Annotated in this window: 15 protein-coding genes, 1 pseudogene and 1 riboswitch; of the genes and pseudogenes, 2 read left to right on the top strand and 14 right to left on the bottom strand. The window is 71.6% G+C overall.

The window, feature by feature from the left end:
• Positions 1 to 24 precede the first annotated feature (24 nt).
• From purB to bioB, 9 genes are all read right to left on the bottom strand, one after another.
• The gene (gene purB, locus P8A18_RS02925; RefSeq protein WP_306051494.1) at positions 25 to 1,467 is read right to left on the bottom strand and encodes an adenylosuccinate lyase; all 1,443 of its coding nucleotides are present in this window, start codon (positions 1,465 to 1,467) and stop codon (positions 25 to 27) included.
• Between the two features lie 59 nt (positions 1,468 to 1,526).
• Positions 1,527 to 2,411, bottom strand: coding sequence for an SGNH/GDSL hydrolase family protein (locus tag P8A18_RS02920; RefSeq protein WP_306051492.1), 885 nt, complete (start codon positions 2,409 to 2,411; stop codon positions 1,527 to 1,529).
• A gap of 83 nt (positions 2,412 to 2,494) precedes the next feature.
• A complete protein-coding gene (locus tag P8A18_RS02915) occupies positions 2,495 to 3,514 on the bottom strand; it encodes a hemolysin family protein (protein WP_306051491.1) in 1,020 nt (339 codons plus the stop codon).
• On the bottom strand, positions 3,511 to 4,848 hold the full coding sequence (locus P8A18_RS02910) for a hemolysin family protein (RefSeq protein ID WP_306051489.1): 1,338 nt from the start codon (positions 4,846 to 4,848) through the stop codon (positions 3,511 to 3,513). The genes P8A18_RS02915 and P8A18_RS02910 overlap by 4 nt, the downstream gene beginning before the upstream one ends.
• 184 nt (positions 4,849 to 5,032) lie before the next feature.
• Complete coding sequence (locus P8A18_RS02905) at positions 5,033 to 5,452, bottom strand: GNAT family N-acetyltransferase (RefSeq protein WP_306051487.1); 420 nt, start codon at positions 5,450 to 5,452, stop codon at positions 5,033 to 5,035.
• 65 nt (positions 5,453 to 5,517) lie between these two features.
• The gene (locus P8A18_RS02900; protein WP_306051485.1) at positions 5,518 to 6,801 is read right to left on the bottom strand and encodes a cytochrome P450; all 1,284 of its coding nucleotides are present in this window, start codon (positions 6,799 to 6,801) and stop codon (positions 5,518 to 5,520) included.
• 234 nt (positions 6,802 to 7,035) lie between these two features.
• Positions 7,036 to 7,725: a dethiobiotin synthase gene (gene bioD / locus P8A18_RS02895; RefSeq protein WP_306051483.1), complete on the bottom strand. Its 690-nt coding sequence runs from the start codon at positions 7,723 to 7,725 to the stop codon at positions 7,036 to 7,038.
• Between the two features lies 1 nt (position 7,726).
• Positions 7,727 to 9,031 carry an adenosylmethionine--8-amino-7-oxononanoate transaminase gene (locus P8A18_RS02890; RefSeq protein ID WP_306051481.1) on the bottom strand — a complete coding sequence of 435 codons (1,305 nt, stop codon included), beginning with the start codon at positions 9,029 to 9,031 and terminating at the stop codon, positions 7,727 to 7,729.
• Positions 9,024 to 10,253: a biotin synthase BioB gene (gene bioB, locus P8A18_RS02885; RefSeq protein WP_306051479.1), complete on the bottom strand. Its 1,230-nt coding sequence runs from the start codon at positions 10,251 to 10,253 to the stop codon at positions 9,024 to 9,026. The genes P8A18_RS02890 and bioB overlap by 8 nt, the downstream gene beginning before the upstream one ends.
• Before the next feature lie 143 nt (positions 10,254 to 10,396).
• Between bioB and P8A18_RS02880 the strand changes: the two genes are divergently transcribed.
• The gene (locus P8A18_RS02880) at positions 10,397 to 11,539 is read left to right on the top strand and encodes an 8-amino-7-oxononanoate synthase (RefSeq protein ID WP_306051477.1); all 1,143 of its coding nucleotides are present in this window, start codon (positions 10,397 to 10,399) and stop codon (positions 11,537 to 11,539) included.
• A 13-nt stretch (positions 11,540 to 11,552) separates the two neighbouring features.
• Here the strand turns inward: P8A18_RS02880 and P8A18_RS02875 are convergent, their stop codons facing one another.
• Positions 11,553 to 11,744 carry a DUF397 domain-containing protein gene (locus P8A18_RS02875; RefSeq protein WP_306051475.1) on the bottom strand — a complete coding sequence of 64 codons (192 nt, stop codon included), beginning with the start codon at positions 11,742 to 11,744 and terminating at the stop codon, positions 11,553 to 11,555.
• 25 nt (positions 11,745 to 11,769) lie between these two features.
• Complete coding sequence (locus P8A18_RS02870) at positions 11,770 to 12,630, bottom strand: helix-turn-helix domain-containing protein (protein ID WP_306051471.1); 861 nt, start codon at positions 12,628 to 12,630, stop codon at positions 11,770 to 11,772.
• Between the two features lie 204 nt (positions 12,631 to 12,834).
• Between P8A18_RS02870 and P8A18_RS02865 the strand changes: the two genes are divergently transcribed.
• Complete coding sequence (locus P8A18_RS02865; protein ID WP_306051468.1) at positions 12,835 to 13,266, top strand: ATP-binding protein; 432 nt, start codon at positions 12,835 to 12,837, stop codon at positions 13,264 to 13,266.
• Between the two features lie 37 nt (positions 13,267 to 13,303).
• On the opposite strand, the gene P8A18_RS02860 is transcribed toward P8A18_RS02865, so the two are convergent.
• The 3 genes and pseudogenes from P8A18_RS02860 to P8A18_RS02850 form a co-directional block, all read right to left on the bottom strand.
• Positions 13,304 to 13,777 (bottom strand): C40 family peptidase, encoded by a 474-nt coding sequence (locus tag P8A18_RS02860; RefSeq protein ID WP_306051465.1) that lies wholly within the window; start codon positions 13,775 to 13,777, stop codon positions 13,304 to 13,306.
• A gap of 3 nt (positions 13,778 to 13,780) precedes the next feature.
• A riboswitch (cyclic di-AMP (ydaO/yuaA leader) is annotated at positions 13,781 to 13,953 on the bottom strand.
• 311 nt (positions 13,954 to 14,264) lie between these two features.
• Entirely contained in the window at positions 14,265 to 14,573 is a 309-nt protein-coding gene (locus tag P8A18_RS02855) for a hypothetical protein (protein WP_306051463.1), read from the bottom strand.
• Positions 14,574 to 14,580: 7 nt separating this feature from the next.
• Positions 14,581 to 15,153 (bottom strand): annotated as a pseudogene (locus P8A18_RS02850) (ATP-dependent Clp protease proteolytic subunit); the annotation flags it as partial.
• Between the last annotated feature and the right edge of the window lie 81 nt (positions 15,154 to 15,234).

Below are 15,234 nucleotides of genomic sequence, written 5' to 3'. Positions count from 1 at the left end.
GGCCGGAAGGGAGGGTCGTCACGGTCAGAGGATCGAGCCCGGGGTGTATCCCGCGGCCTCCGGGTGCTGCTTGGTGATCTCCTCGATCCGGGAGACGAGCGCGGTGACCTGGTCGCCCGCCGCACCGGTGAAGGAGAGCTTGTCCGCCATCAGCTCGTCGAGCTGGGCGCGGTCGAGCGGGATGCGCTCGTCGGCCGCGAGCTTGTCCAGCAGCTCGTTGCGCTCGGTGCCCTGCTCACGCATGGCCAGGGCGGAGGCGACGGCGTTCTCCTTGATGGCCTCATGGGCGACCTCGCGGCCGACACCCGCGCGCACCGCGCCCATCAGCACCTTGGTCGTGGCGAGGAAGGGAAGGTAGCGGTCCAGCTCGCGGGCCACGACGGCGGGGAAGGCGCCGAATTCGTCGAGCACCGTCAGGAACGTCTCCACCAGCCCGTCGAACGCGAAGAACGCGTCCGGCAGGGCCACCCGGCGGACCACCGAGCAGGAGACGTCGCCCTCGTTCCACTGGTCGCCCGCCAGCTCACCGGTCATCGACGCGTAGCCGCGCAGGATGACCATGAGGCCGTTGACGCGCTCGCAGGAGCGGGTGTTCATCTTGTGGGGCATCGCGGACGAGCCGACCTGACCCGGCTTGAACCCCTCGGTCACCAGCTCGTGGCCGGCCATCAGCCGGATGGTCTTCGCGACCGAGGAGGGCGCCGCCGCCAGCTGGACCAGGGCGGTCACGACGTCGTAGTCGAGCGAGCGGGGATAGACCTGGCCGACCGAGGTGAAGGCCTGGGCGAAGCCCAGGTGGCCGGCGATGCGCTGTTCGAGCTCGGCCAGCTTCCCGGCATCGCCGCCCAGCAGGTCGAGCATGTCCTGCGCCGTGCCGACCGGGCCCTTGATGCCGCGGAGGGGGTAGCGCTCCAGCAGGTCTTCGAGCCGGCCGTAGGCCACCAGCAGCTCGTCGGCCGCGGTCGCGAAGCGCTTGCCGAGGGTCGTGGCCTGGGCGGCGACGTTGTGGGAGCGGCCGGCGACGACCAGCTCGCGGTATTCGGCAGCGAGCTTCCCGAGCCGGGCCAGGACGGCCACCGTGCGGTCGCGCATCAGTTCCAGGGAGAGCCGGATCTGGAGCTGCTCGACGTTCTCGGTGAGGTCGCGGGAGGTCATGCCCTTGTGGACGTGCTCATGACCGGCGAGGGCGTTGAACTCCTCGATCCGGGCCTTCACGTCGTGCCGGGTGACCTTCTCGCGCTCGGCGATCGAGGCCAGGTCGACCTGGTCGACCACGCGCTCGTAATCGGCGAGGGCGGCGTCGGGTACCTCGATCCCGAGGTCCTTCTGGGCGCGCAGCACCGCCAGCCACAGCTGACGTTCCAGCTTCACCTTCTGCTCGGGGGACCAGAGGACGGCCAGCTCCGTGGAGGCGTAGCGGCCGGCCAGGACATTGGGGATGCGAGGCTTCGCAGACACAGCAGTCACGTGTCCTGATTCTACTGGCGGTTCGTGCAGCTCAGCGCCGCGGTCTGGTTTGTGGATTGCTACGAACGCGACGCGTCCGATGCCCCCCGCTCGCCGCTGTCCACGTTGCCGTGGTCCAGACGGCGCCACGAGGCCACCGGAGCCGAGGCGCCGCCCTCCTCGGGGGTGACCCAGAAAGCCCGGCCCAGCTCGGCGCTGAACTGCGCCCCCGCCCGGCCGTCGCCCGACGAGCGCCCCGTCAGACGCCTCCCGATCCACGGCAGCAGATGCCGGCGGGCGAAGCGCACATCGTCCACGCGCCGGGCGGCCCAGCGAGGCGGGACGGCGGTGGGCAGTACGGCCTGCCAGTCGCTCTCCGGCGGCAGCCCCAGCGCCTGCCAGACCGCCTCGGCCACCCTGCGGTGCCCCTCGGCGGTCAGATGCAGCCGGTCGACGTCCCACAGCCGGGGGTCGCCCAGGGCCGGTGCGCCGTAGAGGTCGACGACGACCGCGTCATGCCGGGCGGCCAGCTCCTCGACCAGGGCGAAAAGCTCCTCCATGCGTGGCCGGAACCGCTCCATCACCGGGCCGTTGCGCCCGGGGCTGCGCATCAGCACCAGCTTCCTGCACGACGGCGCCAGGCGCTCCACCGCCTCCTCCAGCCGCCCGCGGACCATGCCCATGTCGCACTTGGGGCGCAGGGTGTCGTTGAGGCCGCCGACCAGCGTCACCACATCGGCCCGCATGGCCGCCGCCACGTCCACCTGCTCGTCCACGATTTGGCCGATGAGCTTGCCGCGTACCGCGAGATTGGCGTACCGGAAGCCGGGCGTGCGGGCGGCGAGCCGGGAGGCGAGCACATCGGCCCAGCCCCGGTACGAACCGTCGGGCAGCAGGTCCGACATGCCCTCGGTGAACGAGTCGCCGACCGCGACAAGGCTGGTGTATGTGGCATTCATTTCCATGGCGATGCGATCGTATCGCGGTGCCCTCCGGCCCTGCCGGGGGAACAGGTGGCTCCGGGCGAGGGGCCCGGAGCCACCGGGATTCAGCGGGCCTGGGGGCGGCCCACCAGTTCCCGCAGAACGTCCTCCATCGTCACCATGCCCGCCAGCCGGCCGTCCTCGTCGAGCACCGCCGCCAGGTGCGTGCGGCTGCGCCGCAGCGCGGTCAGCGCGTCGTCGAGCGGCGTGGCCGCCCGGATCCGGGCGATCGGCCGCATCGAGCTGACCGGGAACGGCATGTCGCGCGGGGTGACGTCGAGGGCGTCCTTCACATGGAGGTACCCGAGGATGCGCTGCTCCGCGTCCATCACGGGGAAGCGCGAGAACCCCGTCTCGTACGAGAGCTGCTCCAGCTCCTCGGGGGTCGCCCCGACCCGGATGTACATCACCCGGTCCACCGGCAGCACCACGTCCCGCACCGGCCGGCGGCCCAGCTCCAGCGCGTGGTGCAGCCGCTCGGCCGCCCGGTCGTCGACCAGACCCGCATCGCCCGCGTCCTTCACCAGACGGGCCAGCTCGTCGTCGGAGAAGGTGGCCGACACCTCGTCCTTCGTCTCCACCCGCAGGAGCTTCAGCAGCGCGTTGGCGAACGCGTTGATCGCGAAGATCACCGGACGCAGCGCCCGTGCCAGCGCCACCAGCGGCGGGCCGAGCAGCAGCGCGGAGCGCACCGGCTCGGCCAGCGCGATGTTCTTCGGCACCATTTCGCCGAGCAGCATGTGCAGATAGGTCGCCACCGACAGCGCGATCACGAACGAGATCGGATGGACCAGCCCGTGCGGCACGCCCACGGTGTCGAAGACCGGCTCCAGCAGATGCGCGATGGCGGGCTCGGCGACGATACCGAGGACCAGCGTGCACAGCGTGATGCCGAGCTGCGCTGCCGCGAGCAGCGCCGAGACGTGTTCGAGGCCCCAGATGACGCTGCGCGCCCGCCGGTTCCCCGCTTCGGCCTGCGGCTCGATCTGGCTGCGGCGTACGGAGATGAGGGCGAATTCCGCGCCGACGAAGAAGGCGTTCACGACGAGCGTCAGCAGGCCGATGAAAAGCTGTACGACGGTCATCGCTCATCCTCCGACGAGTCGTGGGCACCGGTGAGCGGTGCGTGCAGCAGCGCCCGCGCGGCGCGGCGTCCGGAGGCGTCCACCACGTCGAGCCGCCAGCCGCCCAGCTCGATGGAGTCACCCACCGTGGGGATGCGGCCCACCTGAGTCGCGATCAGGCCGGCGAGGGTCTCGTAGGGGCCGTCCGGCACTCTCAGCCCGATCCGCTCCAGCTGGTCGGTGCGTGCGGCGCCGTCGGCCGACCACAGGACGCGTCCGTCGGCGTCCTCACCGGCCGGTGCCAGGTCCGGTGTCTCGTGCGGGTCGTGCTCGTCCCGTACCTCCCCGACGACCTCCTCGACGATGTCCTCCAGCGTCACGACACCCGCCGTGCCGCCGTACTCGTCGATCACGACCGCCATCGCGAGCTTGCCGGACAGCCGGTCGAGCAGCCGGTCCACGGTCAGCGTCTCCGGGACGAGCACCGGTTCGCGCAGCATCTCGGAGACCCGCTTGCGGGGCCGCTGCTCGGCGGGGACCGCCAGGACGTCCTTGATGTGGGCGACGCCCACCACGGTGTCGAGGCTGCCCCGGTACACGGGGAAGCGGGAAAGCCCGGTGGCCCGTGTCGCGTTGGCGACGTCCTCGGCGGTCGCGTCCACCTCCAGCGCGGTGACCTGCACGCGGGGGGTCATCACGTTCTCCGCGGTGAGTTCCGGCAGGTTGAGGGTACGGACGAACAGTTCGGCGGTGTCCGCCTCCAGGGCGCCCTGCTTGGCGGAGTGCCTGGCCAGCGCCATCAGCTCCTGCGGGCTGCGCGCGGAGGCCAGCTCCTCGGCGGGTTCGAGCCCGAAACGGCGCACGATGCGGTTCGCCGTGTTGTTGAGGTGGCTGATGAAGGGCCGGAACACCGCCGTGAAGGCCCGCTGCGGGGTGGCGACCGCCTTCGCCACCGCGAGCGGCGAGGAGATGGCCCAGTTCTTGGGGACCAGCTCGCCGACGACCATCAGGAACACGGTGGACAGGGCGGTACCGATGACGAGCGCCACGGACGACGCCGCGCCGGCCGACAGCCCGACGGCCTCGACCGGTCCCCGGATCAGTTTCGCGATGGACGATTCGGAGAGCATGCCGACGACCAGATTGGTGACCGTGATGCCGAGCTGGGCCCCGGACAGCTGGAAGGTGAGGCTGCGCACGGCCTTCATGGCACTCGCGGCACCGCGTTCACCCTGCTCGACCGCTCTCTCCAGCTGGCCGCGCTCGACCGTGGTCAGGGAGAACTCAGCCGCGACGAAGGCGCCACAGGCGAGGGAGAGCAGTACGGCGACGAGCAGCAGAAGCACTTCGGTCATCGGTTCACCTCCGTCCCATGATCGGGCAGGGACTGGCTGACCGCGCGACGTCGGCGGGTTCTGCTACTGGGAGGCTCGCCCATGGGCGGTGGCTCACACCTTTCGTCAGGAGGGGGAGTTCCGGAGCGTGAACGCCGGGACCTCATGGTAAAGGATCGGCAAAGTGGGGAGGTGGGCCCGGTTCCTACAGCGGTTTCACCCAGCGCCGCCAGTGGTCCTCGCGGAGGTAGCCGGCCCCCTGCCAGGCATGGTGCGCGCGTTCGTTCCTCTCCAGGACCATGGCATCCACCCGCCGGCCGCCCAGTGCGGCGAACCGTTGCGCCGCCGCGTCCAGCAGGGCGGTGGCGATGCCCTGCCGGCGGTGATCCGGGTGCACGGCCAGCCGGTAGGCGGAGCACCGCCAGCCGTCGAACCCGGCGATGACCGTTCCCACCAGCGTGCCGTCCCGCTCCGCGAGGAGCAGCGCCTCGGGATCGCGGGAGATGAGGCGGGCCACCCCGTCGTGGTCGTCGCTGATGCTCGTACCCTCGGCCGCCGTGCGCCAGAACCGCAGGACGGCATCGATGTCCGGCAGGGCGGCGTGGCGGATGCGGAGATCGTTCATGGGGCGAGCCAACCAGAGGGCGGTTCCCTCGTGCGAGCGGTTTCCGCTTCCCACGGCGGGGAAGCTCAGCGCAGACGTACCGGCAGTGAGTCGATGCCGTAGACGATCGACAGCTTGCGGAAGGTGAGGTCCTGCGGCGGAACGGCGAGCCGCATGTCCGGGAACCGCCTGGCCAGGGCCGGGTAGACGGAGCGCAGCTCCATCCGGGCCAGCTCCGCGCCGATGCAGCGATGGATGCCGTGCCCGAAGGCGAGGTGTCCGGCCGGAGTGACCCGGTCCACGTCGAAGCCCCCGTCGTCCGTGACATACGCGGGGTCCCGGTTGGCCCCGCTCAGCGAGCAGAGCACCATGTCGCCGCGCGGAATGACCACCCCGGCGATCTCGATGTCCTCGCGGGCGAACCGGGGGAAGGCGATCTGCACGGCGGAGACGTAACGCAGCACCTCCTCCACGAACGGAGCCGTCACACCGTCGTCCGTGCGCAGCCGGGCCAGGACGTCGGGGTTGCGCAGCAGCACGAGGGAGCCGAGCGCGATCGTGCTCGCCGTGGTCTCGAAGCCGCCGGTGAGCACGCCGTCGGCGAGGCCCGCGAGTTCCTCGTCGTCGACGCTGTCCCCGTGCTCCCGCACGATCATGCCGAGCAGGCCGTCGCCGGGGTTGCGGCGCTGCGCCCTGACGACACCGCGGAAGTAGTCGAGCGACGCGGACATGGCCCCGAAGGGCGCCGTCGTGCCGGCGAACAGGTCGAAGCGGTCCATCGCCAGCTGCTGGAAGTCGTCCCGGTCCTCGTAGGGCACCCCGAGCAGTTCGCAGATGGTCAGGGAGGGGACGGGCAGCGCGAACGCGTGCACCAGGTCGACCGGTCCGGGCGCGGCCGCCATCGCGTCCAGGCGTTCCCCGACAATGGCGTCGATCCTGGGCGCCAGGCGGCGCAGCCTGCGCATCGTGAACTCGGGGGTCAGGATGCGGCGCAGCCGCGTATGCACCGGTGGATCGCTGAACCCCAGCCCACCGGGGCTGTGTTCGGCGACTATGCCCGCGTTGCCCGCCAGGTGGGCGAAGTCGGTGCTGAAGCCCTCGGCGGAGCCGAGCACAGCCTTGGACTCCTCGTAGCCGGTGACCACCCAGGCGTCCATGCCGAAGGGCAACGCCACCTTGGAGACCGGTGCGGTCGCCCGTGCGGTGGCCAGCCCCCGCACCGGATCCAGGCCGTCCCGGCGCAGCGGCATCAGCAACTGTTCGGGAAGCAGCTTCATCGTGGAGGACCCGAGTCCGTGCTTCTGGATCCTGGCCAGATAGCTGCGTCCGAGCCGGGCGGTGAGGCGGGAACGGAACGTCGTCGTACTCAATGTCACTCCATGAGTCGTCGCGAATTCTGGTCGGTTGGCGCCTCGGGCGCCAGGACGTGGCCGACTGCGGTGACTTCGGCTACCTGACCAGGAATTATGACCACTTGTTCGAGCAGGCGGGTGCCGGGGTGCCGAATATGTCCCCGATACTTCGGCGGTGCGGGACGCGACAGCCCCGCGCCTTTGCCGACGCCCCTTCGCCTTGCCGCGCCGTCCGGGCCTGCCGCCCCGCCCTCAGCCCTGGGGCCGGTTCCCGCCCAGCGGCTCAGCCAGCCAACTTCTCGACCGCAACCGGAAGTCCGCCGGTGCGAGCGACCCCGCCCCCTGCGGTACGACACCCAGCAGCGGCGCGCCCGCGGCGACCGGCAGATCCGCCACATTGCAGCGCGCCGCCAGATCGGGATCGGCCGGCATGCTGCCGATCACCACCCCGAGGCAGTCCAGCCCGCGGGCCCGCAGCGCCTCCGAGGTCAGGGCCGTGGAGTTCAGAGTGCCCAGTCCGGCCGGGGCCACCACCAGGACCGGAGCGGCCAGCAGCCGGGCCGCGTCGGCCAGGGTCGCGCCCTCGTCGTCGAACCGTACGAGCAGCCCGCCCGCCCCCTCGACCAGCACCAGGTCGTGATCGACCGCCAGCTTCTCGGCCGCCTCGGCGATCTCGTACGGCCGTACCGGCGTCATCCCGGCCCGTCGTGCGGCCGTCGCGGGCGCCAACGGCTCGGGGAAACGCGCCAGCTCCACCGCCGTCACATGGCCGCCCGCCAGCCGTGCCACCTCGGCGGCGTCGCCGGGCTCGCCCGGCTCCAGGCCCGTCTGGGCCGGCTTGAGCACCGCCACCCCGCGGCCCGCGGCCGCCGCCGCCACGGCCGCCGTCACGATCGTCTTGCCGATCTCCGTGCCGGTGCCCGTCACCACCAGAACGCCCACGTCAGCCCTCCCGCGCCGCCGCGCACACGGCGCGGCAGATCCGTGCCACATCGTCGTCACCGGTCACATACGGCGGCATGGTGTACACGAGGTCGCGGAACGGCCGCAGCCACACCCCTTCGCGCACCGCCGCCCGCGTCGCCGCCGCCATGTCCACCTCGTGATCGAGCTGTACGACACCGATGGCGCCGAGCACCCGCACGTCGCGCACCGATGGCAGCTCCCGGGCCGCCGCCAGCCCTGCGCGCAGTCCGGCCTCGATGCGCTTGACCTCCTGCTCCCAGTCCTGGCCGAGCAGCAGGTCGATGGAGGCGCAGGCCACCGCCGACGCTAGGGGGTTGCCCATGAACGTCGGACCGTGGGCCAGCACCGGCACCTCGCCGCGCGAGATCCCCTCGGCCACCTCACCGGTGCACAGCGTCGCCGCCATCGTCAGATAGCCGCCGGTCAGCGCCTTGCCCACGCACATCACATCGGGGGACACCCCGGCGTGCCCGGCGGCGAACAGCTTCCCCGTACGGCCGAAGCCCGTCGCGATCTCGTCGAACACGAGCAGTACGCCGTACGCGTCGCACGCCTCGCGCAGCACGCGCAGATACGCGGGGGAGTGGAAGCGCATCCCGCCCGCCCCCTGGACCACCGGTTCCACGATCACCGCGGCCAGCTCGTCGGCGTGCCGCTCGATCAGGTCGCGCAGGTGCGCCGCGTACGCCGGGTCGGGCTCCGCGTCGTACCCGGCGGGCGGTTCGTCGGCGAAGACCTGGCGGGGCAGCGCACCCGACCACAGCTCGTGCATCCCGCCCTCGGGGTCGCACACCGACATCGGCTGCCAGGTGTCCCCGTGGTAGCCGCCGCGCCAGGTCAGCAGCCGCTTCTTGGCCGGCCGCCCGGCCGAGCGCCAGTACTGGAGGCACATCTTCACGGCGACCTCGACCGAAACGGAGCCCGAGTCGGCGAGGAAGACGTGTCGCAGCGGCTCCGGGGTGATCTCCACCAGCCGGGTCGCCAGCCGGACGGCGGGCTCGTGCGTGAGCCCGCCGAACATCACATGGCTCATCCGGTCCAGCTGGCCGCGTGCCGCGTCGTTCAGCACCGGATGGTTGTACCCGTGCACCGCGGACCACCACGACGACATCCCGTCGACCAACTCGTGCTGCCCGTGCGCCGGTTCCGCGAGGCGGAGCCGGACCCCGGACGCGGACTCCACGACCAGCGGCTCCTGCCGGCCCGGCATCGGGCCGTACGGATGCCAGACGTGCGCCCGGTCCAGGTCCCGGAGCGCGCCGGGGGAGAGCGGCTCAGGCATTGGGGGCGAGATCCGTACCCGCGCCGCGGCGCCGGACCGCCACCAGGTCCGTGCGGGCCCCCGGCACCTGCGCGTCCTGGGCCTCCTGCGCGGCGGCGGGCGCGGACTCCGGCTCCGGGGCCTCGCCGCACGGCGCGCAGCCGCCGGAGTGCGAGCCGCAGCTCCCGGCCTCCGGAGCACAGCCGCCGGAGTGCGAGCCGCAGCCGGCGGCCGCGTCCGCACGGTGGCGGGGAAGCGTCGTCGTACCCGCGCCCTCGACTTCGAAACCGGCGTCCGCGATCATGTCCAGGTCGGCCTGACCGGCCTGGCCCTCACTGGTCAGATAGTCGCCCAGGAAGATCGAGTTGACCAGGTGCAGGGCGAGCGGCTGCATCGAGCGCAGATGCACCTCGCGCCCGCCCGCGAGCCGTACCTCCACGTCCGGGCAGACGAACCGCACCATCGCCAGGATGCGCAGACACCGCTGCGGCGTCAGGTTCCACTCCTTGGCGAGCGGGGTGCCCTCGAACGGGATCAGGAAGTTGACGGGAACCGAGTCCGGGTCCAGCTCGCGCAGCGAGAAGACGACGTCGACCAGATCGGCGTCGCTCTCGCCCATGCCCGCGATCAGCCCGGAGCACGCGGAGAGACCGGCGGCCTGCGCCTGGTGCACCGTGTCGACCCGGTCGGCATAGGTGTGGGTGGTCGTGATCTCCCCGTACGTCCCCTCGGACGTGTTGAGGTTGTGGTTGTACGCGTCGGCGCCCGCCGACCGCAGCCGGTCGGCCTGGCCCGCGGAGAGCAGACCGAGGCAGGCGCACACCTCGACGCCCTCGTTCTGCTCCTTGATGGCCTCGATCGTCTGCGACACCCGGGCGACGTCCCGGTCCGTCGGGCCCCGGCCGCTGGCCACCAGACAGACGCGCTTGGCGCCGCCGGCCACCCCGGCGGCGGCCGCCTTCGACGCCTCGTCGGGCTTCAGCCAGGTGTACTTGAGGATCTCGGCCTTGGAACCCAGCCGCTGCGAACAGTACGAGCAGTCCTCGGGACACAGCCCGGACTTCAGATTGACCAGATAGTTCAGCTTCACCCGCCGCCCGAACCACTGACGGCGCACCTTGCCCGCCGCGGCCACCACGTCGAGGAGTTCGTCGTCCGGGGTCGCCAGTACGGCGAGCGCTTCTTCACGGGTCGGCAGCTCGCGCCGCAGCCCCTTGTCCACCAGCGTGTTCAGGAGGTCCATGGCGATGATCCTGACGTACGGCACCACCCGGAGCCAAGGAGGATCCGGACAACAGAGCTCACCGAGGGTGTGTGCATTGCCACACCGTGGCTTGTCGAGGCCACGGTTAGGGTCTGTGAGCTGCCTACAAAAGGGACCCGCCCATGCCCGCCACCCCGTTCGACTGGATCGACGACGAGGCGCGCCGGCGCGCGGACGCCGGGCTCGTGCGCGGGCTACGGCCCCGGGACGCCGAAGCGGAACTCCTGGACCTCGCGAGCAACGACTACCTCGGCCTGACCCGGCACCCCGAGGTGACCGCCGCCGCGGCCGATGCGGCGCGCCGCTGGGGCGGAGGGGCCACCGGCTCCCGTCTCGTCACGGGCTCGACCGCGCTCCACGCGGAACTGGAACGTGAGCTCGCCGCGTTCTGCGGGTTCGAGGCGGCTCTCGTCCTCTCCTCCGGTTACGCCGCCAACCTCGCGGCTCTCACCGCGCTCACCGGCCGCGGCTCCCTGATCGCGTCGGACGCGGGCAACCACGCCTCCATCGTCGACGGCTGCCGGCTCTCCCGGGCCGAGACCGCCGTCGTCCCGCACGCCGATCCCGAAGCGGTCCGCAAGGCGCTGCACGGCCACCCGGGCCGGAAGCTCGCCGTCACCGACTCGGTCTTCTCCGTCGACGGCGACGCCGCGCCGCTGGCCGCACTGGCCGACGTCTGCCGCGCGGAGAACGCCGCACTCCTCGTGGACGACGCGCACGGCCTGGGGGTCCTCGGGGAAGGCGGGCGAGGCGCGCTCGCCGCCGCCTCCCTCTCGGGCGGCGACGACATTGTCGCCACGCTCACCCTCTCCAAGTCCCTGGGCAGCCAGGGCGGCGCGGTCCTCGGCCCCGCCCGGGTCATCGACCACCTCGTCAACACCGCCCGCACGTTCATCTTCGACACCGGGCTCGCCCCCGCCGCCGCCGGAGCGGCCCTCGGCGCACTGCGGCTGCTGTGCCGCGAACCGGAACGCGCGCTCAGGGCGCGTACGGTCGCCACCGCGCTGTACGGCGGACTGACCTCGGCCGGACTGACCGCCGTACGTCCCGACGCGGCCGTGGTCTCGGTCCGCGCGCCCTCGCCCGACGCCGCCGTCCGCTGGGCCGCCGACTGCCGGGCGGCCGGCATGGCGGTCGGCTGCTTCCGGCCGCCGTCCGTGCCCGACGGCATCTCCCGGCTGCGGCTCACCGCCCGCGCCGACCTGACGGACGAGCAGATCGCGCGGGCGGTGGCGACCGTACGGCGGACCGCTCCGCGGGCGTGAGGCGGGGCTCGGCTCAGATCTTCAGATCGGTGACGAACGACGTCCAGGCCGTGGTGGAGAACGTCAGAGGCGGCCTGGACACGTCCTTGGAGTCGCGCACGGCCAGCCGCCTGTCGAACGGGGCGGTCTCCACGCAGTTGTTCATGCCCGTGCTGCGGCTGCTGCGCCGCCACCGTAACGCCTGCTGTGCGGGGCAATCCGACATGACGATTCCTCCGGGCAGTGGGGGGTCAGCGATCGTCGCGGTCGATCGCGGCGATCAGATCCAGCGAGTGCTCCGGCGACAGCGCGTGTGTCTGAAGGGTGCGGAAGGCCGAGCTGTACGCCGCAAGGTCTTCTTTCCGTTCCAGATAGAGGCTACTCGTCAGGTGGTCAAGAACGACCACGTCAAGGTCAGAAGCAGTCGGAAAGGAAAAGATAACGAAAGGGCTGGTTAGGCTCACATAGCCACCGACCGAGAACGGCAGTATCTGAAGTCGCACATGTGGCAGTTGCGACACCCGTGCGAGATGGCGCAACTGCTCGCGCATCACTCGCCGGCCTCCCACCTCCCGGCGCAGCACCGCCTCGTCGAGCACCGCGCTCAGCCGTAGCGGCGGATCGCTGCGCAGCACTCCCTGCCGGGTCAGCCGTACCTCCACTAGCGAGTCCACCTGGCCGGTCGGAAGCCCGTCGAGGGAGGCCCGGGTCACCGCGCGGGCGTAGTCGGCCGTCTGCAGCAGACCGGGCACCACCGAGGTCTCCAGCGTGCGGGCCGTGCGCGCCTGTGACTCCAGGCTGATGAAGTCGCGGTACTGCGGGGGGATGAGACCACGGTACGCGTGCCACCAGCCGGCGCCGCCCCCGCCCGCCGAACCGGCGAGCGCGCCCAGCACTTCGCGCAGCTTGGGGTCCTGCATGCCGTACGCGTCCAGCAGCCGTTGCACGTCCTCGGGCCGCACCCCGCTGACGCCTGTCTCGATGCGGCTCACCTTCGACTGGTGCCAGCCGAGCAGTCCCGCGGCCTCCCGGCTCGTGAGACCCGACGCGTGGCGCAGACTCCGCAGCTCCTCCCCGAGCTTGCGGCGCCGCACCGCAGGACCGTGCTGCATCTGATGGCTCCCTCCCGCTGCCTGCCGAGGGGACAGTGTGGCGCCCGCGCGGGTCCGAGTGGGGAGAGTTCACCGGTTTGAGCGACAGATATATGCATATCTTGGTGGATCGCCGTCGCAGGGGGCAGCATCGATGGCAATCTGGCGCCAAGTACAACCGGACCGCTCGCCGGCCCGGAACAGGTGGGAAAGGGACGGCTCGCCATGGCAGACCATCAAGAGGCACGTGTCACTCTGCCGAGCGAGCCGGCCTCGGTCGCCGAGGCCCGCAGGTACGTGGGCCGGGTCCTGGCCGAATGGGGCCTGCCCGAGGGCGCGGAGACGGCCGAGACCGTACGGCTCATTGTCTCGGAGCTCGCCACCAACGCCGTCCTGCACACGTTCGGTCTTTCACCCACGTTCACCGTGGACCTGCGGCTGGAGCGCGAGGAACAGCTGCGCCTCGGCGTGACGGACAGCCATCCGCGCCGGCCCCAGCGGCTGCCCGCAGCGGTCCAGCAGGACAACGGACGCGGCCTGGTCATCATCCGCTCCCTCGCCAAGGAGTACGGCGGCCGGCTGTCCGTCACGCCCGCGCCCGACGGCGGCAAGACCGTCTGGGTCGCGCTCCCCTGGCACGTCCCCGTCCAGCCCTGACGTCCGAAGCGCCCACGCGCCCGGCCGGGGCCGGGCGTCAGCCGACCCGGCCGTAGTAGACGCTCTTGGTCCAGATCTTCTCCAGGCGGACCACGGCGCCGGTCTTCGGCGAGTGCCAGATCTTGCCGCTGCCGGCGTAGATCCCCACGTGGTAGACACCGCTGCCGGAATGGAAGAAGACCAGGTCGCCGCGCTGCCGCTGGGAGGCGGAGATGTGGCGGGTCTTGTTGTACTGCTGCTGGGCCGTGCGGGGGAGTTGCTTGCCGGCCTTCTTGAACGAGTACAGCGTCAGCCCCGAACAGTCGAAGCGGCTGGGGCCGGTGGCGCCCCACCGGTAGGGCGCCCCCTTCTTCGACGCGGCGATGTTCAGGGCCTTCATCGAATGACCGGCGGCCTGGGCCTCGGGGGCGGCGCCGGGGACGAACAGCGTGCCGCCGACGGCGGCGAGCGTCATGGCCGAGGCCGTAGTGGCCCGGACGAGCAGAGACGGGACATGAACCTGCGCACTCATGCGCAACCCTTCGTCAGCCGCCTGTGAAGGATGACCTGTCGGGTTCGGGCTGGCGAAGTCGCCCGGCCGCACAAGGCGGCTTCACCCCGAGGGACCTCCGGAAAACCGGTCGTCCCGTAGTGCTCGGGTCCTCCACTCCTGCCGATCCACTCCTGTCGACCAGGCATCCGGACGGCGGCAGGACTCGGCGTCCGCCCGGACCGCCCCGCCGCGGTGGCGGGGGCTTGTCGTCCCAGGGATCTTGACTCACCGAGTGCCGGATTTCCGAGGTGAAACGGCCATAAGTGAAGATCCTCACGGATCGCCCGTTCAGGTGGACAGACGGGCTTCAACCGGTCCGCGAGCCCCTCCCGGCCGTCGCCGTACCAGCGGTGTCGCGAAAGATCCCGGCCCCCGTGCATCACGAAAACGCAAGTCGAGCGGTCGCTCGCGCGAGTCAATGCCTACGCCGAACGAGCGAGGAAAATCGGTTCGCCCGTCGGGCGTGTCAACTCGGCGGGCCGGGTGGCAGGATCACCCGCGCCGCCCGCCGCTCCCCGTCCAGCGCCCGCAGCGCCCTCGTCAACGTGGTGGTGTGGATGCGGGTTTCACCGCGCCGGTGCATCAGAGCGAGCGCGTCACGCTGGGCCGCCGCGTGCGAGGCCAGCGCCTGCGCGGCGCGCAGGGCCGCGTAGGTGTCGTCGTTCCGCGCCGGATTGATCCGGCCCATCTGGTCGATGACGTGCAGATAGTGGTCGATGAACTCGCACTCGGCCCGCGTCAGGGCAGGCAGCGGGGAGAACTCCGGTGAGGGCATCGCCGGTTCACCGCTCGGTGTGCGGCGGCACCGGGACGCGGCTGTGCACGATGTGGTCGACCAGGCCGTAGGCTCGCGCGCCCTCCGCGTCGAGGATGAGATCGCGCTCGGTGTCCCGGACGACCTGTTCGGCGCTGTGCCCCGTATGACGGGCCAGCATGCCGGCCATCGTCTCGCGCATCCGGGCCAGTTCCCGCGCCTCGATCTCCAGGTTGGACGGCTGGCCCCGGACGGGTTCGGCCAGTCCCGGCCGGCTCACCACCACCTGGGCGCCGGGCAGGATGTGCCGCCGCCCCGGGGCGCCCGCGGCGAGCAGCACGGCCGCGCCGGCGCCCGCCCGGCCGAGGCAGAAGGTCTCCACCTCGCAGCTGAGGAAGGCCACCGTGTCGTAGAGCGCGGTCATCGCACCGAACGAGCCGCCCGGCGAGTTGATGTACAGCGAGACGGGCCGGTCGGGCGCGTCGTGCTCCAGGTACATCAACTGCGCCACCAGGTCGTTGGCCGCCGTGTCGTCCAGCGCGGTGCCGAGGAAGACGATGCGCTCGCCCAGCAGCTTGGAGTACGGGTCGAGGGTGCGGCTCCACCGCGTCCGCTCCCGGCGAACGGCACCGCTTCGGTATCGCCGCCGAACACCGCGGGCACCACGGGCCGGACGCCTGAC

The sequence above is a fragment of the Streptomyces sp. Mut1 genome, from assembly GCF_030719295.1.
Lineage (GTDB): Bacteria > Actinomycetota > Actinomycetes > Streptomycetales > Streptomycetaceae > Streptomyces > Streptomyces castrisilvae.
The sequence above is the reverse complement of the archived record's forward strand: the minus strand, read 5'-3'. Positions and strand labels throughout refer to the sequence as shown.